At 73.3% G+C, this 21,394-nt stretch carries 13 protein-coding genes; 8 read left to right on the top strand and 5 right to left on the bottom strand.

Translation table 11 applies throughout. The features are described 5' to 3' along the window. Positions 1-20 precede the first annotated feature (20 nt). Positions 21-1,088 (top strand): Gfo/Idh/MocA family protein, encoded by a 1,068-nt coding sequence (locus AB6L24_RS05485; protein ID WP_405652695.1) that lies wholly within the window; start codon positions 21-23, stop codon positions 1,086-1,088. Further along, positions 1,085-2,101 (top strand): Gfo/Idh/MocA family protein, encoded by a 1,017-nt coding sequence (locus AB6L24_RS05480; protein WP_405652693.1) that lies wholly within the window; start codon positions 1,085-1,087, stop codon positions 2,099-2,101. Before AB6L24_RS05485 ends, AB6L24_RS05480 begins: the two co-directional genes overlap by 4 nt. Before the next feature lie 637 nt (positions 2,102-2,738). Here AB6L24_RS05480 and AB6L24_RS05475 read toward each other — a convergent pair. Next, complete coding sequence (locus AB6L24_RS05475; RefSeq protein ID WP_405652691.1) at positions 2,739-7,091, bottom strand: WD40 repeat domain-containing protein; 4,353 nt, start codon at positions 7,089-7,091, stop codon at positions 2,739-2,741. A 314-nt stretch (positions 7,092-7,405) separates the two neighbouring features. Between AB6L24_RS05475 and AB6L24_RS05470 the strand changes: the two genes are divergently transcribed. Continuing rightward, positions 7,406-7,966 carry a hypothetical protein gene (locus tag AB6L24_RS05470; protein ID WP_405652689.1) on the top strand — a complete coding sequence of 187 codons (561 nt, stop codon included), beginning with the start codon at positions 7,406-7,408 and terminating at the stop codon, positions 7,964-7,966. 183 nt (positions 7,967-8,149) lie between these two features. On the opposite strand, the gene AB6L24_RS05465 is transcribed toward AB6L24_RS05470, so the two are convergent. Further along, the gene (locus tag AB6L24_RS05465) at positions 8,150-9,571 is read right to left on the bottom strand and encodes a CAP domain-containing protein (RefSeq protein ID WP_405652687.1); all 1,422 of its coding nucleotides are present in this window, start codon (positions 9,569-9,571) and stop codon (positions 8,150-8,152) included. A 272-nt stretch (positions 9,572-9,843) separates the two neighbouring features. Here AB6L24_RS05465 and AB6L24_RS05460 point away from each other — a divergent pair, with 272 nt between their 5' ends. From AB6L24_RS05460 to AB6L24_RS05440, 5 genes are all read left to right on the top strand, one after another. Next, positions 9,844-11,154: a radical SAM protein gene (locus tag AB6L24_RS05460; protein WP_405652685.1), complete on the top strand. Its 1,311-nt coding sequence runs from the start codon at positions 9,844-9,846 to the stop codon at positions 11,152-11,154. A gap of 32 nt (positions 11,155-11,186) precedes the next feature. Continuing rightward, complete coding sequence (locus AB6L24_RS05455; RefSeq protein ID WP_405652683.1) at positions 11,187-11,918, top strand: SDR family NAD(P)-dependent oxidoreductase; 732 nt, start codon at positions 11,187-11,189, stop codon at positions 11,916-11,918. 13 nt (positions 11,919-11,931) lie between these two features. Next, positions 11,932-12,492 (top strand): GNAT family N-acetyltransferase, encoded by a 561-nt coding sequence (locus AB6L24_RS05450; protein ID WP_405657050.1) that lies wholly within the window; start codon positions 11,932-11,934, stop codon positions 12,490-12,492. Positions 12,493-12,587: 95 nt separating this feature from the next. Next, positions 12,588-14,009: a helix-turn-helix domain-containing protein gene (locus tag AB6L24_RS05445; protein WP_405652681.1), complete on the top strand. Its 1,422-nt coding sequence runs from the start codon at positions 12,588-12,590 to the stop codon at positions 14,007-14,009. Between the two features lie 216 nt (positions 14,010-14,225). After that, the gene (locus AB6L24_RS05440; RefSeq protein WP_405652679.1) at positions 14,226-17,423 is read left to right on the top strand and encodes a M20/M25/M40 family metallo-hydrolase; all 3,198 of its coding nucleotides are present in this window, start codon (positions 14,226-14,228) and stop codon (positions 17,421-17,423) included. A gap of 96 nt (positions 17,424-17,519) precedes the next feature. Here the strand turns inward: AB6L24_RS05440 and AB6L24_RS05435 are convergent, their stop codons facing one another. The 3 genes from AB6L24_RS05435 to AB6L24_RS05425 all read right to left on the bottom strand — a co-directional run bounded on the left by AB6L24_RS05435 (position 17,520) and on the right by AB6L24_RS05425 (position 21,191). After that, entirely contained in the window at positions 17,520-19,046 is a 1,527-nt protein-coding gene (locus AB6L24_RS05435; RefSeq protein ID WP_380889072.1) for an amino acid permease, read from the bottom strand. A gap of 95 nt (positions 19,047-19,141) precedes the next feature. Then, positions 19,142-20,149 carry a hypothetical protein gene (locus AB6L24_RS05430; RefSeq protein ID WP_405652677.1) on the bottom strand — a complete coding sequence of 336 codons (1,008 nt, stop codon included), beginning with the start codon at positions 20,147-20,149 and terminating at the stop codon, positions 19,142-19,144. A gap of 679 nt (positions 20,150-20,828) precedes the next feature. After that, on the bottom strand, positions 20,829-21,191 hold the full coding sequence (locus AB6L24_RS05425) for an ANTAR domain-containing protein (RefSeq protein ID WP_405652675.1): 363 nt from the start codon (positions 21,189-21,191) through the stop codon (positions 20,829-20,831). Positions 21,192-21,394: the final 203 nt, after the last annotated feature.

The raw sequence follows: 21,394 nt of genomic DNA, 5'->3' as shown, positions 1-21,394 counted from the left end.
AGAGAAAGGCCAGAACCTCCATGCCACCGCTTCACATCGGCCTGCTCGGCGCGGGCGGCATCGCCCGCGCGCATCTGCCGGGCTGGCTGGAACTGGGCGCGCGGGTCAGCGTCCACACCCAGGACGGCTCCGCGGACAAGCTCGCCGCCGAGTACGCGGCGCGCGGCCACGACGTCACCGCCGTGCCCACGCTCGACGAACTCCTCGCCGACTGCCGTGCCGTCGACATCTGCACCCCCACCCCCACCCACAAGGACCTCGCCCTCGCCGCGATCGCCGCGGGCCGGCACGTCGTCTGCGAGAAGCCGCTCGCCCTGACCGTCGCCGACGCCGAGGACGTCGCGGCCGCCGCCGACGCCGCGGGCGTCCGCCTCCACCCGGCGCACGTGGTGCGCTACTTCCCCGCGTACGCGGCCATGCGGGCCGCCGTCGTGCGCGCCGAACTCGGCGCCGTCGCCGTGCTCCGCTTCACCCGGGGCGGGGCGCGGCCGCTGTGGGCGCCCTGGTTCGGCGACCCCGCCCAGTCCGGCGGCGTGATCATGGACCTGATGGTGCACGACATCGACATCGCCCGCTGGGTCGCGGGCGACGTGGTGCGCGTGCACGCCCGGACCCGCGGCGTCGAGGACGTCACCGGCGCCCCGGCCGGCGTCGTCACCGCCACGGCCGTCCTCACCCACGCCTCCGGCGCCGTCAGCCACGTCAGCGGCCTGTGGGGGCTGCCCGACCAGCGGTTCCGTACGACGTTCCGGATCGCGGGCGCGGACGGGCTCCTTTGCCACGACTCCACCGCCGTGCCGGGCTTCCGCATCACCGCGCAGGGTGAGCGCGCCGCCAACGAGGGCATCCCGTCGAGCCCCATGACGGAGAGCCCCTACCTCAGCGAACTCCGCGAGTTCGCCGCGTCCTGGGACGACCCGGACGTGCGGCCGCGCGTGACCGCCCGCGACGGCATCGAGGCGGTGCGGATCGCGTGCGCGGCCGTGGAGTCGAGCCGCACCGGCCGCGCCGTCGAACCGACCGCCGCCCCGGCGAGCCCCGGGACCGCCCCCGCCCCGGGCGCCGCACACGAGGAGTCCGCCCGATGAAGGTCGCCGTCCTTTCCTTCGCCCACGTCCACGCGGCGGCCTATCTGACCCTGCTCCGGGACCTGCCCGGCGTGGAGGTCATCGGCAGCGACCCCGACACCGCGCTCGCCGCGCCCGGCGAGACCCGGGGCCGCGCGTTCGCCGAGGGCCACGGCGTCCCGTACGCGGAGACGTACGAGGACGCCTTCGCCTGGGGTCCTGACGCCGTGATCGTCTGCTCCGAGAACGCCCGCCACCGCCCCCTCGTCGAACTGGCCGCCGCACACCGCGTCGACGTCCTCTGCGAGAAGCCGCTCGCGACCACCGTCGCGGACGGCGAGGCCATGGTCGCCGCCTGCCGGGCGGCCGGGGTGCGGCTCGCGGTCGCCTTCCCGGTGCGGTTCAGCCCCGCGTACGCGGCCGTCAAACGGGCCGTCGCCACCGGTGCCACCGGCCGCGTCCTGACCGTGTCCGGCGCCAACAACGGCCATATGCCGACCCGTGCCCGCCGCTGGTTCGCCGACCCCGAACTCGCCGGCGGCGGCGCCCTGATGGACCACACCGTCCACATCGCCGACCTCCTCGACGACCTGTTCGCGGCCCACGCCGTGGAGGTCTACGCCCAGACCAACAACCTCCTGTACGAGGGCGAGGTGACCGCCGAGACCAGCGGCCTCGTCACCGTGGTGTACGACAACGACACCGTCGCCACCATCGACTGCTCCTGGTCCCACCCCCGCTCCCACCCCGCCTGGGGCGGCCTGGAGATGACCCTCGTCGGCGAGCACGCCACCCTGGAGATGGACGCCTTCGACCAGAAGGTCCACGGCCACAGCGAACGCCACGGCCGCGCCCTCGAACTCCCCTTCGGCGTCGACCTGGACGCGGCGATGCTCCGCGCCTTCCTGTTCGGCCCCGGCCCCGACGGCATGGGCGTCGCGGACGGCGAGGGCGGGCTGCGCACGCTGCGGATCGTGGCGGCGGGGTACGCGTCGGCGCGGACGGGGGTGCCGGTGGCTGTCGCGGACGTGTGAGGGGGCTCGCGGGGCGCGTCGGGGCGGGGTGCCGCCGTGGTGGGCGGCGGCGACTCAGGGTGTGCTGCGGGGTGTGCCGGCGCGGGCGGAGGCGCCGGTGGGTGGTCGCCGATGCTGCGGTGCGCTGCCGTTGGGTGCGAGGAGCTGTCCCGTGGGGTGGCGCGGCGGCGGAGCGCCGGGGGGCTTCCCCTCGGTCTCGCCTTCGCTTTGCTCCTCGGCCTGGCTTTGCCCTGGGGCTTGGCTGTGCGCTGCGGCTTCGCTGTGCGCTGGGGCTTGGCTGTGCGCTGCGGCTTCGCTGTGCGCTGGGGCTTGGCTGTGCGCTGCGGCTTCGCTGTGCGCTGGGGCTTGGCTGTGCGCTGCGGCTTCGCTGTGCGCTGGGGCTTGGCTGTGCGCTGCGGCTTCGCTGTGCGCTGGGGCTTGGCTGTGCGCCGCGGCTTCGCTTTGCCCTGGGGCTTCGCCGTGCCCCGCCGCTTCGCCTTGCGCTGCGGCTTCGTCTCGCCCTGAGGTTTCGCCTTGCTCGGCGCGCCGATCCATCGGCCAGGTCCGACCGGCCCGGCCCCGCCGTTTCGCCCGGCTCCGCGCCTCCGTCCTGCCCCGCGGTGTAGCTCTGCTCGGCGCCGCCCCCCCCGGACAGGGGCTACCCGCAGGCGTGGCGGTCCCGGGACTGCGCGGCGAACCTGTTCCGCTCCGGGTCGGTCAGTTCGCGCGGGCGCGTCGCGCACAGCTGTGCCGCGGTGCGTTCGGCGTCGGTGTTCCACAGCACCGCCCTGCCGTCGACGGCCGCGGAGGCGAGTCGGGTGCCGTCGGGGCTGAAGTCGAGGCTGCGCACCTGCCGAGTGTGGCCGGTGAGGGTGGCCAGTTGGCGGCGCGCGGGCAGGTCCCACAGCACGACGGCGGTGTCGGCGTTGGCCGCGGCCAGCGTGCGGCCGTCGGGGCTGAACGCCACGGCGAGGCCCGAGGAGTCGCCCGTGAAGGCGGCGCGCCGGGAGCCGCCCGCGGTGTCCCACAGGACGACCTTCTGGTCGAGCGCGGCGGTGGCGAGCGTCCGGCCGTCGGGGCTGAACGCGAGCGCCCGCAGCGAACCGGCGTGCCCGGCCAGCGTCAGACGGCGGGTGCGCGTCGGCACGTCCCACAGCAGGGCCCTGCCGTCGTGCCCCGCCGAGGCGAGGGTCCTGCCGTCCGGGCTGAACGCCACCGCGTGGACGCCCCACTTGGCCTCGGCGCCCGGCGGGCGGTCCGCCGGGGAGCGGCCCTTGCGGGCGCCCTGGGGCAGCACGGCCAGGCGGGCGCGGCGCGCGAGGTCCCAGAGCATCACGGTGTCGTCGGCGCCCGCCGTCGCCACCGTCCGGCCGTCGGGGCTGAACACGACGTCCAGGACGCGGTCGTTGTGCCCGGTGAGCCGGGCCAGCGGCCTGCTCGGGGCGGCCGTGCGCCAGAGGGTGAGGGTGTAGTCCTTGGCGCGGGGCGGGTGCACGTCGGTGCCCGTGGCGGTGGCGACGGTACGGCCGTCCGGACTGAACGCCACCGAAGTGACCGGTCCGGTACGCCCGTCGAGCGTCGCCCTGCGGATCCCCCGGCGCAGGTCCCAGAGCACGGCGGTGCCGTCGTCGCTGGCCGTGGCCAGGGTGTGGCCGTCGGGGCTGAACACGGCCTTGTTGACCCGGTCGCGGTGGCCGGACAGGGCGGTCCGCGACGGGTCCCACAGCGTGATGGCCCCGTTCTCGCCGCTCGACGCGAGCAGCGGCCGGGACCCGGGGGCGAACGCCAGGCTGTAGACGTTCGTGCCGTGGCCCGTGAGCGTGGCGGTTCGGGTGCGGCGCGCCGGGTCCCAGAGCACGACGGTGCGGTCGAGCCCGGCGGTGGCGAGGGTGCGGCCGTCCGGGCTGAACGCGAGGGCCCGGACGGCACCGGAGTGACCGGTGAGGGTGGCCGCGCGGGCGCCGCGGCCGACGTGCCACAGGATCACCGTGTGATCGCCGGACCCCGTGGCGAGGGTGCGGCCGTCCGGGCTGAAGCCGATGCCCTTGACCGCGTCCTTGTGCCCCGAGAGCTTGGCGCGCCGCTTGCCGTTCGCCGCGTCCCAGAGCATCGCCTCACGGTCCTCCCCGGCGGTGGCGACGGTGCGGCCGTCGGGGCTGAACACGACGGAGTTGACGCTGCCCGCGTGCCCGCGGAGGGTGCCGCGCCTGCGGAACGGGGGGTCTTGGGGCGGTGGGTCTTGGGTGGTGCGGGTGGTGTGGGTGGTGGCCGGGGGGTCGTGGCGCGGGTGGCTGGGGGCGAGGAGACCTCGGGGAGGGGGGTTGGGGGTGGGGTGATGGTGGCTCAGGTGGTGTCGGCTTGGGCGGTGTTGGCTCGGCTGGTGGTCGGCCGCGTGGCTCTGGGGCGGCGGGCCTTGGCCGGGCTTGTCCTGGGCTGTGTGGTCCTGATGCGGTCGGTTTCCGGCCGGGTGGTCCAGGGCGGGACGGTCCGGCTCCGGCTGACTGGGGGCCAGGAGGTCTCGGGGAGGGGGGTTGGGGGCGGGGTGGTGGTGGCCCGCGTCGTACTGGCCCCGGCGGTGCTGGCCCGGCTGGTGGTCGGCCGCGTGGCTCTCGGGTGGCGGGCCTTGGCCCGGCTTGTCCTGGGTTGTGCGTCCCTGGGCCGGTCGGTTTCCGGGCGGGTGGTTTCGGGCGGGACGGTCCGGGCCCGGTTGGCTGTGGGTCGTGCGGCCCCGGGACGGAGCGGTGTGGGACGGGAGGTCCTGGGGCCGAGGGGTGTGAGCCGGGCGCTCCTGGTCCTGCTCGTCGTCCGCCGTGCGGGTCCGGGACGTTCGGTCCCATGACGGGCGGTCGTCGGCCCGGCCGTCGCCCAGGCCCCACAGGGCCACCGTGCCGTCCACGCCCGCCGTGGCCAGCGTGCGCCCGTCGGGGCTGAAGGCCAGCGACTTCACCGGGCCGGTGTGGCCGTCGGCGGTCGCGAGGCGCTTGCGTGTGGCGGTGTCCCAGAGGAGTACCCGGCCGTCGTCGCCGCCGGTGGCGAAGGCGCGGCCGTCCGGGCTGAACGCCACCGCGCGCAGCCAGGTGTGATGTCCCGTCAGGACGGCCTCGCGGGTGCGCCTTCGGGGGTCCCACAGGATGATCCGGCGGTCGCGGCTGACCGAGGCGAGGGTGCCGTCGGGGGCGAACGCCACCTCGGACACGGCGTCGTCGTGGCCGGTCAGCTCGCCCTGGTGGTAGCGGAAGGTGGACATGGTCAGGAGGGCGCCGCGGGCCTCGGGCGTGGGCGCCGTGCGGTACGCCTCGACGGCGAGGAGCCCCGCGACGGCCGGACGGCTCGGCGCCAGGCTGACGGCCTGCGCGGCCAGTTGCCGGGAGGTGGCCCGCTGCCGGGCGCGCTCGGCGTCCTCCCGCTGGTCGACGGCGAGCACGCTGACGCCGGTGACCAGGAGCAACAGCGCGGCGAGGCCCATCGCGGAGTAGCGGACGTACCGGTTCCGGCGGGTGGCCGCACGGCGCTCGGCGTCCCGCGCCGCGAGCCCGGCGGCCAGGAACTCCCGCTCGGCGGCCGTGAAGTCGTCCTGGCCGCCCGGCACACAGAACCGCTCCTCGGCCGCGCTGAGCCGCGTGCCCCGGTACACCGCGCCGGAGTCCCGCTCCAGCTCCTCCCAGAGCGCGGCGGCCTCGGTCAGGCGCCGGTGCGCCACCAGGCGTTCGCGGTCGGCCTCGATCCAGGCGCGCAGCCGCGGCCACGCGGTGATCAGGGCCTCGTGCGCCAGGTCGACGGAACCGGCGTCCAGCGTGAGCAGCCGCGCCCGGACGAGCCGGTCGAGCACCGCGTCCGTGTCGGCGGGGTCCCCGTGGTCGAACTCGGCGCGGTCGACGGGCCTGCGGGTGTCCTGGGCGCCCTCGCCCGGGGTGATGAGCCGCAGCAGGATGCGCCGGGCCAGCTCGGCCCGGTCCGGGGTGAGCCCGCTGTGGACGCGTTCGGCGGTCTGCGCGATCGCGCCGCGGAGCCCGCCCGCGGCGAGGTGGGCGTCCAGGGTCAGGGTGCGGCCGCGGCGCCGCCGCCAGGTCTCGAGGAGGACGTGGGACAGCAGCGGCAGGCCGCCCGGCTCGTCGGCGGTCTCCTCGACGAGCCGGGCGGTCAGGGCCCGCTCGACGACGAGGCCCGCCGCGGCCGCGGGCCGGACGATGACCGCGCGCAGCTCGGCCCGGGTCATCGGGCCGATGGGCAGGCTCGCGTCGCGCACGACCGCGGCGAGGCCGGGGTGCTCCAGAAGGCGGGAGTAGAAGTCGGCCCGCGCCCCGAGGACCACGCGCAGCCGCCCGTCGCCGTCGGCGAGCAGCAGCTCGATGAACGCGGCCCGCTCCCGCGGGTCCCGGCAGAGGGTGAACACCTCCTCGAACTGGTCCACGACCACCCAGGTCTCACCCGGTCCGGGGGCGGGGACGAACAGCTTCCCGTGCTCGTGCACGGGCCGCGCCCCGGGCGTGAGGATCCGGATCGCGGCCGGCGGCTCCTCGTCGGCGCCGCGCAGCCGGGGGACGAGACCGGCCCGCAGCAGCGACGACTTGCCGCTGCCCGAGGGGCCGAGCACGATGACGTGCCGGTGCTCCCGTACGAGACGGATCAGCTCGTCGGTGAGCCGCTCACGGCCGAAGAACCGCTCGCTGTCGTCGATCTCGAAGCGGGCGAGGCCCCGGTAGGGCGGGTCGGCGGTGTCGTCGCCCTCCTCGGGCGGCCGGGCGCTCTCCTCCCTGTGGGCCGCCCGCCGGGCCCGCTCCCACTCGGCCACGTCGCCGCCGCACGCCCTCACATACGCGGCGAGCACCGCGGGGGACGGCAGCCGCTCGCCGGACGCCGCGGCGGCCAGCGTCGTCACCGAGAAGTCCGTACGCCGCGCCATCGTCCGGTACGTCGGCGTCCCCGCGCCCCGTCGCAACTCGCGCAGCGCGCACGCGAACCGCTGCACCGGACCCGCCGCCGGATCGAGCGGATTCTCCCGACGTCCCATGCAGCGCCCACCCCCATCGGCCCCGGTATCGCGGGCCCCCACCCGACCACGACGTCCCACGTCCCAAAAGCCGCTCCCCGGCCATTCCCCGACCTGCGGGGACGCGGCGGACTTTGTTCGGGTCGCGGAACGGGGCTGCTGGACAACCCGGCGTCCGCTGGACTCGGACCCGGGTTCGACGCATCCGGCCGACCGGCGCAGGAAGACGCCGGAGCAACGGAGCGTCGGAGCAACGAGGCGCCGGGGCCGACGGAAGTGACCACTCCGTCGGACCCGGCGCGAAGGAATCGACTGAACCACACAACGGGAGAAACATGCTCAAGCACAGGAAGGCCGCGACGATCCTCGCGGCCACCGGACTGACCCTCGGGCTCGTCGGCGGCTTGCAGGCGACCGCGCAGGCGGACCCGCCGTCCCGCGGGAGCGCCAACCTCGCCACCTTCGAGGGCAGGAAGATCGACCTGTCCCAGGACTGGGGGGCGGCCAAGGCGTGCGTCGTGTGGCGGGGCCAGGACACCGTCTCGTGCTTCCGCACGGCGGCCGAGCGTGACGCGCACGCGGCGAAGCTGTCGGCACGGCAGACGCCGGCGGTCGCGGCGGCGTCCTGCGCGCGTCCGCTGCACGTGTACGAGCACAACGACGGCCGTGGCCGGGACCTGAAGTTCTACGACAAGGGCGGCGCCTACCAGAACCTCGACCGCTACAACTTCAACGACAAGACGTCGTCGTACCGCACCGGCAGCTGCAAGGCGCACCTGGCGGAGCACAACGGGGGCCGCGGCCACTGGTATCCGGGCAACACCAACGCCAACCACTACGAGAAGGCCATGCGCGGCGGTTGGAACGACCGGGTCAGCTCGGTCCTGAACTACTGAGGACCAGGGACCGCTGAGGAACGGACCGGCGAGGGCCGGTGGCCCGGCGGATCCGCTCTACGGGGGGCGGATCCGCCGGGCGCGGAGCACCGGTCCGGGCGCGTGGCCGGGCGGCCGTCAAAGGCGACGGCCCCCGGCTGCGCGCTTCGGCGCTGTCCGGACACCCGCCCCGGGAACCGCGCCCTAACCCCCGAAGAGCTGCGTCCAGTACGTCCCCGCCGGACCCCCGCCCGCGAAGCCCACGCCGAGGTGGGTGAAGGCGGGCTTGAGGATGTTGGCGCGGTGGCCGGGGCTGTTCATCCAGCCCTCGACGACCTCCGCGGCCGAGCGCTGGCCGCAGGCGATGTTCTCGCCGACCGCGCGGTGCGCGCTGCCCGCGGCGGCGGCGCGGTGCCAGGGCTCGCTGCCGTCCGGCGCGGTGTGGGAGTAGAAGGCGCGGGCGACCATGTCGGCGCTGTGGGCCTGGGCGGCGGCGGTCAGGCGCGGGTCGGGGGCCAGGGGCCGCAGCCCGGCCGCCGCCCGGTGGGCGTTGGTGCGGGCGAGGACGTCGGCCGCCGTCCTCGCCAGGCCCTGCGGAGAGTACGGCTCGGCCCACAGCGCCGTCCAGAAGACGTCCCCGGAGCGTGCGTGCGGCACGGAGGCCACGCCGACGTGGCTGTAGGCGCGCTCCAGGACGGTCTGCCGGGAGCGGTCGTCGCCCAGGCAGTAGTCGAGGAAGTCGGCCGGGGTGCGCGGGCCCGACACCAGGTGCTCGCCGATCGCCAGATACGCGAAGCCCCCCGCGGTGACGCGCTGGTGCAGCGAGACGCCGTCCGCGCCCTCGGAGCCGAGCTCGCCCCGCGCCGCCATCGCGGCGGCGTGCGCGCGGGCGGCCTCGGTGAGGCGAGGGTCACCCTGCACGGGCGGGACACCGGCGCGGGCCCGCGCGGCGTTCACGAGGGCGAGGAAGGGGTCCGCCGCCGGGGGAGGCGGGGCGTGCGGCGCGGGGCGGCCGGGGCGGGCCGCCGCGCGGGGCGGGGGCGGGGGAACAGGGGCCCGGGGCGGAGGGGCGGGCTGTCGGGACGCGGGGACCGGGGGCTGCCGGGACGCCGGAGCGTGAGCCGGAGCCGGAGGTGGAGGTGGTGTGTCATCGGTCACGTCCAGGCCGAAGTCCCTGGCCACACCGGCGAGGCCGTCCGCGTACCCCTGTCCGAGCGCGCGCAGCTTCCAGCCCGTGCCGCGACGGTAGATCTCGGCGAGCAGGAGCACCGTCTCGTGCTGCGCGCGCGGCGGTGTGAAGCGGGCGATGGCCTCCCCGCGCACGCTGCTGACCTGGAGGGCTATCGAGGGCAGCCGCCCGAGCGCGGTGCCGGGCTCGGCGGGGCTGACGACGACGGTGACCCGGCTCGCACCGGGGCGCAGGCGGCGGGCGTCGACCGTCACCGTGTCGCCGCTGAGGCGGGCGCCGGACGCGGCGGGCTGGTTGTAGAAGACGAAGTCGGCGTCGCCCGCGACCTTGCCGCTGTCGCCCGTGATCAGCACGGACAGGTCGAAGGGGCCGGGCACGCGGAGCGTGAGGGGGCCGTCCGGCAGGGGCAGATTGCCTCCCGCCACCAGGTCGTTCATGGGCTCCCCCTGCGCTTCGGTGCGGGCCGGACCGCCCGGGTCCCGTGACCCGGGTGCGGTGACTTGGAGAACGCGCAGGCCGGGCGGCCGGGTTCCCGGGATCCACCCCGTGGGACCAGAGACGGAGCGAGGTCCGGACCGGAGGCGGATTCGGCGACGGAACCGCCGGTATTAGCGTGGACCTTGCGCACGGTGGTCCCGGGCGCGGCCGTAAACCGGACGTAATTAGACAAACAACGTCAAAGCTCTACAGGATCCGAGGTGCCCGCCCCATGCCCAGGCGTACGGAGCTGATCGAAGGACTCATGCAGCGGCACTCCCAGGTGCCGCGCGAGGCCGTCATCAAGGAGGACCTGCTGCGCGGCGGGATCGCCTTCGACGAGTCGGCGCTCAGCGACAGCGCCAACGAGGCCTCCGGCGACATCAAGCCGAAGTCGTACTTCATCTTCTCCTTCGACCACGGCACCCTGCCGGAGCTGGGCGAGGCCGCGCTGCGCCGCCCGCCGGAGGAGATCGTCCTCACCGGCGGCCCCTACGAGCTGCGCCGCACGGTGGTGTCGGTGCGGGTGAACCCGTCCTCGCCCTACCGCGTCGCCGCCGACGCCGACGGACTGCTCGGCCTCTACCTGGACGGCCGGCGCATCTCCGACGTGGGCCTGCCGCCGATGCCGGACTACTACCGGCACAAGCTCGCCAACGGCAAGTCCGTGATGGAGGTCGCCCCGACCATCCAGTGGGGCTACCTCGTCTACCTCACGGTCTTCCGCGTCTGCCAGTACTTCGGCGCCAAGGAGGAGTGCCAGTACTGCGACATCAACCACAACTGGCGCCAGCACAAGGCCGCGGGCCGCCCCTACACGGGCGTCAAGCCCGTCGAGGAGGTCCTGGAGGCGCTGGAGATCATCGACAAGTACGACACCGCGACGACCTCCACGGCGTACACCCTCACCGGCGGCGCGGTCACCTCGACGATCGGCGGCAAGGACGAGGCCGACTTCTACGGCCAGTACGCGAAGGCCATCGAGGAGCGCTTCCCCGGACGCTGGATCGGCAAGGTCGTCGCGCAGGCGCTGCCCAAGGAGGACGTGCAGCGCTTCCACGACTACGGCGTGCGCATCTACCACCCCAACTACGAGGTGTGGGACCCGTATCTGTTCGAGCGCTACTGCCCCGGCAAGGAGCGCTACGTCGGCCGCGACGAGTGGCACCGCCGCATCCTGGACTCCGCCGAGGTGTTCGGACCGCGCAACGTCATCCCGAACTTCGTCGCGGGCGTCGAGATGGCCGAGCCCTTCGGGTTCAAGACGGTCGACGAGGCCATCGACTCCACCGTCGAGGGCCTGCGCTACTTCATGGCGCACGGCATCACGCCCCGGTTCACCACCTGGTGCCCGGAGCCGACGACGCCGCTCGGCAAGGCCAACCCGCTGGGCGCGCCCCTGGAGTACCACGTGCGGCTGCTCCAGGAGTACCGCGCGACCATGGAGGAGTTCGGCCTCACCTCGCCGCCCGGATACGGCCCCGCGGGCCCCGGCAACGCGGTCTTCTCCGTGAGCAGCTTCATGGACAGCCTCCCCGCGTGACCCCTGCTCCGACGACCCCGGGCGGAGGCCCCATGAACCAGCACGTCACCGTCGTCACCGGCGGCACCCGAGGCATCGGCGCCGCCGTCGCCCTGCGGCTCGCGCGGGACGGCCACGACGTCGCCGTCGGCTACCGCTCCGACGAGCGGGCCGCCGAGCGCACGGCGGAGGCCGTCCGGGCGACCGGCCGCCGCTGTGTCGCCGTCCGCCTGGACACCACGGACGAGAAGGACGTGGACCGGCTGTTCGAGACGGCCGCGGCCGAACTCGGCACCGTCACCGGCCTGGTGAACAACGCGGGCGTCAGCGGCCCCAACGGCCCCCTGGCCGAGGCCGACGCCGAGGGCATGCGCCGCGCCATCGACGTGAACGTCCTCGGCTATCTGCTGTGCGCCCGCCGCGCCGTCCGCGACATGACCCGCACCGGCGGCGGCGCCATCGTGAACATCTCCTCCGGCGCGGCCACCCTCGGCAGCCCCGGCCAGTACGTCCACTACGCCGCCACCAAGGCCGCCACGGACACCATGACCGTGGGCCTCGCCAAGGAGGTCGCCCCGCTCGGCATCCGCGTCAACTGCGTGGCCCCCGGCGTCATCTGGACCGAGTTCCACGAGGACCCCGAGCGCCCGGCGAAGCTCGCCCCCACCATCCCCATGGGCCGCTCGGGACGGCCCGAGGAGATCTCCGGCGCCGTCGCGTGGCTCCTGTCGGACGACGCGTCGTACACGACGGGCGCGGTCCTGCGCGTCGCCGGCGGGATGTGAGGCGGTGCACCCCCTGATCACGGAGACCGAGCGGCTCACCGACGACGTCGTCCTTCGCCCCGCGTCCCTGGACGACGCCGAGGTGCTGGCCCGCGCCTTCCGCCGCAGCCGCGACCACCTCAGCCCCTGGGACCCGGTCCGCCCCGAGTCCTTCTACTCCACCGAGGGCCAGGCGGAGCGGCTGCGGGCCCAGGCGGAGAAGAGCGCGGTGGGCCTGGTGGCGCCGTGGCTGCTGTGGGACGAGGGCGCGGGAGAGGTCGCGGGTGCCATCACGCTCTCGCACATCTCTCCCAGCCCGCTCCTCAGCGCCAACCTGGGCTACTGGATCGATGTCACGTACGCGGGGCGCGGCCTCGCCACCGCCGCCGCGAGGGCCGTGTGCCGGTCCGCCGACGAGCGCCTCGGCCTGCACCGCGTGGAGGCCGGCACGCTCCTGGAGAACTCCGCGTCGCAGCGCGTCCTCGCCAAGTGCGGCTTCGAGGAGTTCGGGCTCGCCGGCGAGTACCTGCACATCAACGGCGCCTGGCGCGACCACCGGCTGTTCCAGCGGATCCTCAACGACCGCATTCCTTAAGGGGATTTGGCATGTGAGGGTATTGGTCCATACCAACCTCCGGTGCCACACTGCCCCCAGGGCGCAGGCCCGGTCGGGCCTGCTGGGGAGGGGCCATGTCCGCCATGTCCGCCGGGGTTTCGGAGACGGTTGAGCCGGGTTGGGCCGAGTTCGGGCGGCAGCTTCGCTGTCACCGCCGACGGGCCGGGCTGACCCAGGTGCAGCTCGGCAGGAGGGTGGGGTACCACCACACCTTCATCAGCAGGCTCGAAGGGGGGCTGCGGGAGCCGCCCTTCGGCCTGGTGTGCCGGCTCGACGTCGTCCTGGAGACCGGCGGCCGGCTCGCGGCGGCCCTCGCCGCGCCGCGCCACGTCCCCCCGGCGCCCGGCCGGAACCTCACGGCCCCCACGCTGTTCTCCCCGCTCCCCGGAGCGGACTCGCCCGGCGACGAGACGCCCCCGGTCTTCTCCTGGTGGCCCGACCGGCTCCCGGCCGAGGGGCTCGCCTGCCCGCTGCACGGCACGGCGGGGTGCGCCGTGCCCGACCAGAGCGAGGCGGCGGTCCTCCTCAAGGGGGCGACCGGGCCCTTCGACGGCGCGGGCGAGGCGGCCGGCGCGGAGTCAGACCTGCTGCACGGCCTCACCGCCTGCCTCGCCTGTCTGATCCGGGAGGCGTTCGTCCAGCCGACGGGCGCGTGCGCGGCGACCGTGGAACGGCTCCTGCGCGGCGTCGTGCGCTGGGCCGAGGCGGTCGACTCCGCGGGCCGCCTGCCGTACGGGCAGTTGCGGCTCGCCGCGCAGTACGCCCAGGTCGCCGGGCGGCTGCGGATGGAGCAGGGGCAGAGCGGCGTCGCCATGGCCTGGTTCGGGCAGGGCCTGCGGTGGGCGGACGCCGTCCAGGACGCGTCGGCCCGGGCGACCCTGCTGAGCGACGTGTGCACCCTGGTCCGGCTCGACGGCGACATCGCGTCGACGCTCGTGTACGCGGAGGCGATCGGCGCGGTCGACGCCAAGCGGCGCTGGATGGCGCTGCTCGGGGACCTCTATCAGGCGCGGGCGTACGCGCTGCGCCAGGACGCCGCCGAGTGCAGGCGCCACATCACGTCGGCCCGGCGCAGGTTCGCGCGCCTGGACGACCGGGACCGTCTGGAGGTGCCCTGGCTCGCCGGCGCGGAGGGCGTGCTGCGCCTGGAGTCCGCGATCGGCGGCGCGCTGCGCGACCTGTCGGCGGCGACCGGTGACCGGGCCGCGGCCCGGCGCGCGATCGAGGCCACCGCGCAGTCGTGCGCGCTCCTGCCGCCCCTGATGCGCACCACCCGAGTGCTGCTCACCCTGCGGCTCGCGGACAGCTGGGCGTGTGCCGGTGACCCGGTCGCGGCGGTCGCCCTGGCGCAGCCGGTCCTCGCCGAGGCGATGCGCTCCCGGGAACTGATGATCGCCGCCGAGCTGCGCGGACTGCGGAGCAGGATCGCCGGGCGCTGGGGAGACCTGCCGGAGGTCCGGGAGCGCAGGGAGCGGCTCGGGGACGCGTCGGGGTGAGCCGGGGCCGGTCCGTGCGGCGGGACTTGCCAGTTCTTGCCAGGGCGTGCCGGGCGGCCGGAATTCATTGACCACGATCCGGCGGGGTGTGAGGGTTCCGCCAGCCCTATTTGTGTCATGTCACGGTCAGTTAAGGGCGGTACTGGGCACCGGAGTCCGCCGCGTCCGGATCCCGCCGGCTGAACAGGGTTTCCACACCTCTCACAAGGAGCCGAGATGCCCAGAAAGACCGCAGCGGCCGGGATAACCCTGGCCCTGGTACTCGGAGGGGTGGTGGCGCCGACGACCCTGGCATCGGCCACGGCGCGCACCTCGCCCCCGGAGGGCAAGCCGGACCCCCTCGCGAAGGCCGTCGCCGCCGCCGACCAGGCGGCGCAGAGCGGCCTCGACGCACTCGCCAAGGGGCCCGAGGAACAGTACGACCGGCAGCAGGTCACGCGCTTCGGCAAGGGCCTGTACTCCGTCGCCTACGAACGCACCTACCGGGGACTGCCGGTGGTGGGCGGCGACGCCGTGGTCCTCGCCGACGGCAAGGGCAAGGTGCGGTCCGTCCACGCCGCCACCGACGCCCGGATCTCGGTCGGCACCAAGGCGCGGGTGAAGGCCGCGCAGGCGGTGAAGACCAGCCGCGCGAGACTCGCGTCGGTCAAGAAGGTCGACTCCGGACGCCTGGTCGTCCGGGTCAAGGACGACGCCCCCACGCTCGCCTGGGAGACCGTGCTGACCGGCAGGTCCAAGGCGGGCGACCCCAGCAAGCTGCACGTCTTCGTGAACGCCCGCACCGGCAAGGTCGTCGACACCTACGACGACGTGCGCGCGGGCACCGGACGCAGCAAGTGGAACGGCCCGAGCCCGCTGACCATCGACACCTCCCGGTCGGGCAACAACTACGTCCTGCGCGACACCACCCGCCCCGGCCTGCAGTGCTCGGACTACAGCGGCGGCCTGTTCACCAAGACCACCGACGAATGGGGCACCGGCGACCCCAAGAGCAAGGAAACCGGCTGCGTCGACGTCATGTTCGCGGCGCAGAAGCAGTGGAACATGTTCAAGGAGTGGTTCGGCCGCAACGGCCACGACGGCAACGGCCGCAGCTGGCCGGTGCGCGTGGGCCTCAACGAGCTGAACGCCTACTGGGACGGCTCCACCGTCACCATCGGCCGCAACACGGCCAACGAGTGGATCGCCGGAATGGACGTGGTCGCCCACGAGTTCGGCCACGGCCTGGACTCCAACACCCCGGGCGGCGCCAACAACGAGCGGGGCCTCGGCGAGGCCACCGGCGACATCATGGGCGCGCTGACCGAGGCGTACGCCAACCAGTCCGCGCCGTACGACACCCCCGACTTCACCGTCGGCGAGATGGTCAACCTCCAGGGCCGCGGCCCGATCCGCAACATGTACGACCCGAGCCGCATCAACAACGACCCCAACTGCTACAACTCCTCGATCCCCTCGACCGAGGAGCACAAGGCGGCCGGGCCGATGAACCATTGGTTCTATCTCCTGGCCGAGGGCTCCAACCCCGGCGGCGGCAAGCCCACCAGCCCCACCTGCAACCAGAAGACCGTGACCGGCGTGGGCATCCAGAACGCCGGCAAGATCTTCTACGGCGCCATGCTGCTCAAGACCAGCGGCATGACGTACAAGCGCTACCGCACCGCCACCCTGACCTCGGCGAAGAACCTGGACGCGAGCTGCGGCCTGTTCGAGGCCACCAAGGCGGCCTGGGACGCCATCAGCATTCCCACCCAGAGCGGTGACCCCACCTGCACCGGGCAGCAGAACGACTTCTCCCTCGGGCTGAACCCGGCCTCGGGCCAGGTCGACCCGGGCGCCACGGCCAACGCCACGGTCAACACGACCACCGTCACCGGCAGCGCCCAGCAGATCACGCTGACCTCGTCGGGCGCCCCGACGGGTGTCGACGTCGCGTTCACCCCCGGGACCGTCACCTCCGGCTCCGACGCCACCATGAAGGTCACCGCCGCGCAGTCCGCGAAGGCCGGCACCTATCCGATCACCGTCACGGGCACCGCGGGCGCCAAGACGCACACCGCCCAGTACACGCTGACGGTCGGAGGCGGCGGCAACCCGACGCAGCCGCCGGACGTCGACGTGGCCAAGGTGCGCGAGCACCTGACCCAGTTCAACACCATCGCCTCGCAGAACGGCGGCAACCGCCGGGCCACCGGACCCGGCTACCGGGCCTCGCTCGCCTACGTCAAGGGCAAGCTCCAGGCCGCCGGTTACACCGTCACCGAGCAGACGTGCGCCTCCGGGTGCTCCGCGGGCGCGGGCAACAACCTGATCGCCGAGTGGCCGCACGGCGACGCCAACAGCGTCTACATGTTCGGCGCGCACCTCGACGGCGTGTCCGCCGGGCCCGGCATCAACGACAACGGCTCAGGATCCGGCACCATCCTGGAGGCGGCGCTCTCCCTGGCGCAGAACAACCCGACCATGAAGAACCGGGTCCGCTTCGCCTGGTGGACCGACGAGGAGCAGGGCCTGAACGGCTCCGACTACTACGCCTCCTCGCTCCCCGCCGCCGAGCGCGCCAAGATCAAGGCGTACTACAACTTCGACATGGTCGGCTCGACCAACGCCGGCTACTTCATCAACAACGTGAACTCCGCCGCCTCGGCGCCGATGAGGGAGTACTGGAACTCGCTCAACCTCGCCCCGCAGGAGAACGTCGAGGGCCGGGGCCGCTCCGACGACGCCTCCTTCCAGCGGGTCGGCATCGCCACCTCCGGCTACGCCACCGGCGCCTCGGCCACGAAGTCCGCGGCGGAGGCCGCGAAGTGGGGCGGCACCGCGGGCCGCGCCTACGACTCCTGCTACCACTCCGCCTGCGACACCACCGCCAACATCAACGCCACCGCCCTGGACCGCAGCGCGGACGGTGTCGCGTACACGATCTGGAAGACGGCGGTGGGTGACACGCCCACCCCGGTGGACGACTTCTCGATCTCCGCCAACCCGTCCTCGGGCACCGTCGAGCCCGGCTCGTCCGCCAAGGTCACCGTCGCCACCGCCACCACGGCCGGTGCGCCGCAGAAGGTGGCCCTCACTGCCTCGGGCGCCCCGGCCGGCGTCAGCGTGTCCCTCAGCCCGGAGTCCGTGACCTCCGGCGAGTCCGCGACCGCCTCGGTCGAGGTCGCCGCGGGCACCGCCCAGGGCACCTACACCCTGACCTTCACGGGTGCGGGGAAGACCACGCACACCACCACCTACACCCTCACCGTGCCCGGCGACGGCGGTGGCGAGACCACCTGGAAGCTGGGGGAGACCTACGCGGCCGGGGACGTGGTGACGTACGAAGGCGTCCGCTACCGCTGCGTGCAGGGGCACACCGCCTACCCGGGCTGGGAGCCCCCGAACGTCCCCGCCCTGTGGGAGGCCGTCTGAACATCCTGAGACGACAGGGTTCCTGACAGAGTGAAGGGGCGGTCCACCCGGTGGACCGCCCCTTTTCGTCCGGTGCCGAACGACCCGGCCGACCGGTCAGACGATGTCCTCCGCGATCTCCGCCTGCTCCTTGTCGGTGCCGTACGCCGACGGCGTGCTGTAGGAGCGCCGCGCCACGAACCACCAGACGGTGGCGAGGATCAGGACGACGGCGAGGGCGATCGACGCGTAGTTCATCGACTCGACGTTCACCGGCGACGCCTGCGGCAGGCAGAACAGGACGGTCACGAAGCCGACCCAGACCACCGCGATCCAGCCGACGGGCTTGCTCCACTTGCCGAGGTTCCACGGCCCGGGCTGGAAGCGGTCGCCCGCCCGCAGGCGAAGGAGGACCGGGATCGCGTAGGCGGGCGTGATGCCGATGACGTTGATGGCCGTGACCGCGCCGTACGCCGTCTTGGAGTACAGCGAGGGCAGCGCGATGACGGCCGCGAGGCCCACCGAGAGCCAGACGGCGGGCACCGGCGTCTGCGTCTTCGGGCTGACCTTGCGCCAGAGCTTCGATCCTGGCAGGGCGTTGTCACGGCTGAACGCGAACACCATGCGGCTGGCCGCGGCCGTCTCCGCGTTGCCGCAGAACAGCTGCGCCACGATCACGATGAGCATCAGGGCGGTGGCACCGGACGTGCCGAGCCCGTCGATGAAGATCTGCGCCGGGGGCACGCCGGTCGCGCTCTCCTGGGTGCCGACGTAGTCCTGGATCGCGAAGGTGAGACCGGCGAGCAGCACGAAACCGGCGATCCAGGAGACCCAGATGGCCCGCACGATGCCCTTGGCCGCCGTCACCGAGGCGTTGGAGGTCTCCTCCGACAGGTGCGCCGACGCGTCGTACCCGGAGAACGTGTACTGCGCGAGGAGCAGGCCGATCATCGCCACGTACATCGGGCTCGACCAGCCCGTGTCGTTGACGAACTCGCCGAAGACGAACGACGGCGACTGGTGGCTGTCGGGGACGATCGCGAGGACACCGACGATCACCGCGACACCGCCGAGGTGCCACCACACGGAGATGGAGTTGAAGAGGCTGACCAGACGCACGTTGAAGAGGTTCAGGAGCGCGTGCAGGAGCAGGATGCACAGGAAGATGACGAACGTGGATCCGGCCGTCGGCGTGAAGTCGGTATGCATGCTGAGCAGTGCGCCGCTGAACAGGGCCGCGCCGTAGTCGATACCCGCGATCGCGCCGAGCAGGCCGAGCAGGTTCAGCCACCCCGTGTACCAGCCCCAGCGGCGCCCGCCGAGCCGGTCCGCCATGTAGTAGAGGGCGCCCGACGTCGGATAGGCGCTGGTGACCTCGGCGAGGGCGAGACCCACGAAGAGCACCATCAGACCGACGCCCGCCCAGCCCCACATCATCACGGCGGGGCCGCCGGTGCCGAGGCCGAACCCGTACAGCGTCATGCAGCCGGACAGGATGGATATGACGGAGAAGCTGATGGCGAAGTTGCCGAACCCGCCCATGCGGCGGGCCAGGACGGGCTGGTAGCCGAGCTCTCGGAGCCGTTGTTCCTCGTCCGGGAGCGCTGGCGCCGGGACGGAGCTCGACACGGTGGTGCGGGACACTGGTGAACCTCCGGGGGAAGAGCGGGGGGTGCGGGGGTGCGGGGGGTGTGGGGTCTCTGTGAACGCGGGGGGGGAGGGGGGAGGGGGGAGGAGGCTCAGCCGTGCGGGCCGGTGCCGGGGCCGCGGGCCGCGTGGTAGCAGCGCGCGCGGGCCTGGACGAAGGCCTCCGCGGCCGCGTCCGCGTCACCGGGCGCGTGCGTGCGGTACGTCCACGGCACGGTCGTGTAGAAGGGGTCGAGCGCCTCGAACACCCGGACCGCGTCGTGGAACTGGTGGGCTCCCCACAGCGCGTGCGCCAGGTAGTTGAGGTCGAGCAGTGACGTCGACTCCGGCCGCGCGTGGTCGAACCACAGCTGGAGCGCCCTGAGGGCGCTGCGGGTGGCGTCCTCCGCGACCCAGTGCAGGTCCAGGGCGCGCTCGTTGCCGCCCTCGCGGCGGTAGCGCTCCACGCGCGCGTACAGCGGCAGGACGTGCAGCGCCGAGCCCGCGGGGGCCGCGGCGGACGCCCAGTGCACGAAGTTGACCGCCTCCGTCAGCGGCGCTCCCGGCCTGCGGTGGTACGCGAACTGCAGCATGCGGTGGTACGCCTCGCGGTTGCCCGGGTCGCGCTTGTCGGCCTCGGCGAGGATGTGCCAGGGGCCGGGGAAGAGCATCGGCTCCGGTGCGGCCACCCGGTGCTCGTCCCACCGCTGGCCCTCGTCGAGCTGGGCGAGGGCCAGCAGACAGATCCACGGGACGGGGTCCTCCGGCGTGGTCTGCGAGGCGACGCGGCAGGCCTCGTTGGCCTCCCGCCACAGCTCGTTGGTGTGGCGGTGGCCCGCGCGGTGCGCGCGCAGGGCGCGCTCCACCGTGACGCGGGTGTGGAGCACCGTCGCGGCGACGCTGCGCGGCTCCTCGGCGAGCCAGGCGCGCACCACGTCGGAGCCGGCGACGGCCGCGGCAAGGATCTGTGTGCGCTGCGTCCACAGCCCCCAGTCGGGGGTCTCGGTCAGCAGGTTTCTCGTCGACACCCAGCGGCCTGCCTTGAGGTCCTGGAGCACGGCACGCAGGGGAGCGTCGTGACCGGCCGGGTGATACACCGGGCGGGCTAACGGCATCGGCATGGTCCTCTGGGCTCTGGCTGAGCGGGTGGGGGGTGTTCCGCGGCGGACGAAGGAAGGGGACGAAGAAGGGAAACTAAGGAGTGAACGGCGAGTGAACGCGTTGCGAGGGTGAGCGAGCGGTGATGACGGGGTGTACGGGTCGGTGAAGTGGTGTGCGAGTTACTGATGTTGTTCGGCGGTCAGTGTAGGGCTGAGTGTTCCGATTACCGGCCGGTCCTCGGATCTTTCTTGACCAAGTTGTGTCAACACGGCGCGCCGATGTGAACGTTGCGTACATTGCGGCTCGTTTGCGTCGGCGGCGGCGTGCACGTTCAACCAGCGCTGCGGCTCGGGCGCTTGCGCGGGCGCAGCCGCTACTGGCCCCCGTCCATAACCAGTTGGAGAGGAAGGAGGGGCCACTGATGGCGATCGCCGAGCACGACCGCACGCTGCCGTACGTCAGCATCCGCGGAGTGACCAGCTTCCGAACAACAGGGCGTGATGGGGGACCGGTTGGGAGATCCGCTCCCGTGCCGGGGGGCTGGCGACGTTCGGTGAGCTTGCGGTAGGGGCAGGCGCGCCAGGCGACAGGGTTTTTGGCGGTCCGACTGCTGTATCCACCAGGTGGACCTATCAGGTGGTGCGTTCTTCCCTGGACCTGGTCACGCGTCGAATACGCATCTGCGAGCTGCGTCCGTGATCACTCGCTGACCTGCGCCCTGTCCTCTGTGGCCCGCTCCCTCTTGCGCACGTCGAGCTGGCGCTCCAACTCGCCGCGCAACGCATCATCAAGGCTCCCGGTCCGCCCCCACTCGACGATGCGCTCGGCAACGATACGGAGTTTGACATTGGTTTGCATGGAGACCTCTCGCAGGACGTCCCATGCTTCGGCCGGCGACAGCTGGCCAAGAGCCAGCACGACGCCGATGGCCTGGTCGACCGTCTCGTGTGAGGTCACCGCATGCTTGAGATGCTGGACCTCGTCGCGGAGCTTCACGACCTGCTCGGCCGTGACTTCGTCCTTGTTGGGGCCATGTCCAAGGTGGCCGGCATCGATAGGCAAGGAGGGCCTCCACGGGGGCTGGGGGGAGCGACCTGTATCCACAGAATCCTTGATCAACGAACCCAGTGCAACACTCTTCCGATCCATCGAGGAGAGTCCTTCCCCGTGGATGCGTCTGTTGGCTGATTGTTCGCTGCGCGGTTCTCTCCGTGACCCGCCGCAGTGGTGTGCGACCCTGCGGCGGTGATCCGGGCGCCTCCTGT

The organism is Streptomyces sp. RK9, assembly GCF_045070545.1.
GTDB classification, from domain to species: domain Bacteria; phylum Actinomycetota; class Actinomycetes; order Streptomycetales; family Streptomycetaceae; genus Streptomyces; species Streptomyces alboflavus.
Note: the sequence above shows the minus strand (reverse complement) of the source record. Positions and strands in the feature narration are given on the sequence as shown.

What these genes read in the sequence shown, in the direction of transcription:
- AB6L24_RS05475 (WP_405652691.1), bottom strand. Translation starts at nt 7,091, where the DNA reads ATGGGACGTCGGGAGAATCCGCTCGATCCGGCGGCGGGTCCGGTGCAG.
- AB6L24_RS05430 (WP_405652677.1), bottom strand. Translation starts at nt 20,149, where the DNA reads ATGCCGATGCCGTTAGCCCGCCCGGTGTATCACCCGGCCGGTCACGAC.
- AB6L24_RS05465 (WP_405652687.1), bottom strand. Translation starts at nt 9,571, where the DNA reads ATGAACGACCTGGTGGCGGGAGGCAATCTGCCCCTGCCGGACGGCCCC.
- AB6L24_RS05445 (WP_405652681.1), top strand. Translation starts at nt 12,588, where the DNA reads ATGTCCGCCATGTCCGCCGGGGTTTCGGAGACGGTTGAGCCGGGTTGG.
- AB6L24_RS05485 (WP_405652695.1), top strand. Translation starts at nt 21, where the DNA reads ATGCCACCGCTTCACATCGGCCTGCTCGGCGCGGGCGGCATCGCCCGC.
- AB6L24_RS05460 (WP_405652685.1), top strand. Translation starts at nt 9,844, where the DNA reads ATGCCCAGGCGTACGGAGCTGATCGAAGGACTCATGCAGCGGCACTCC.
- AB6L24_RS05440 (WP_405652679.1), top strand. Translation starts at nt 14,226, where the DNA reads ATGCCCAGAAAGACCGCAGCGGCCGGGATAACCCTGGCCCTGGTACTC.
- AB6L24_RS05455 (WP_405652683.1), top strand. Translation starts at nt 11,187, where the DNA reads ATGAACCAGCACGTCACCGTCGTCACCGGCGGCACCCGAGGCATCGGC.
- AB6L24_RS05480 (WP_405652693.1), top strand. Translation starts at nt 1,085, where the DNA reads ATGAAGGTCGCCGTCCTTTCCTTCGCCCACGTCCACGCGGCGGCCTAT.
- AB6L24_RS05470 (WP_405652689.1), top strand. Translation starts at nt 7,406, where the DNA reads ATGCTCAAGCACAGGAAGGCCGCGACGATCCTCGCGGCCACCGGACTG.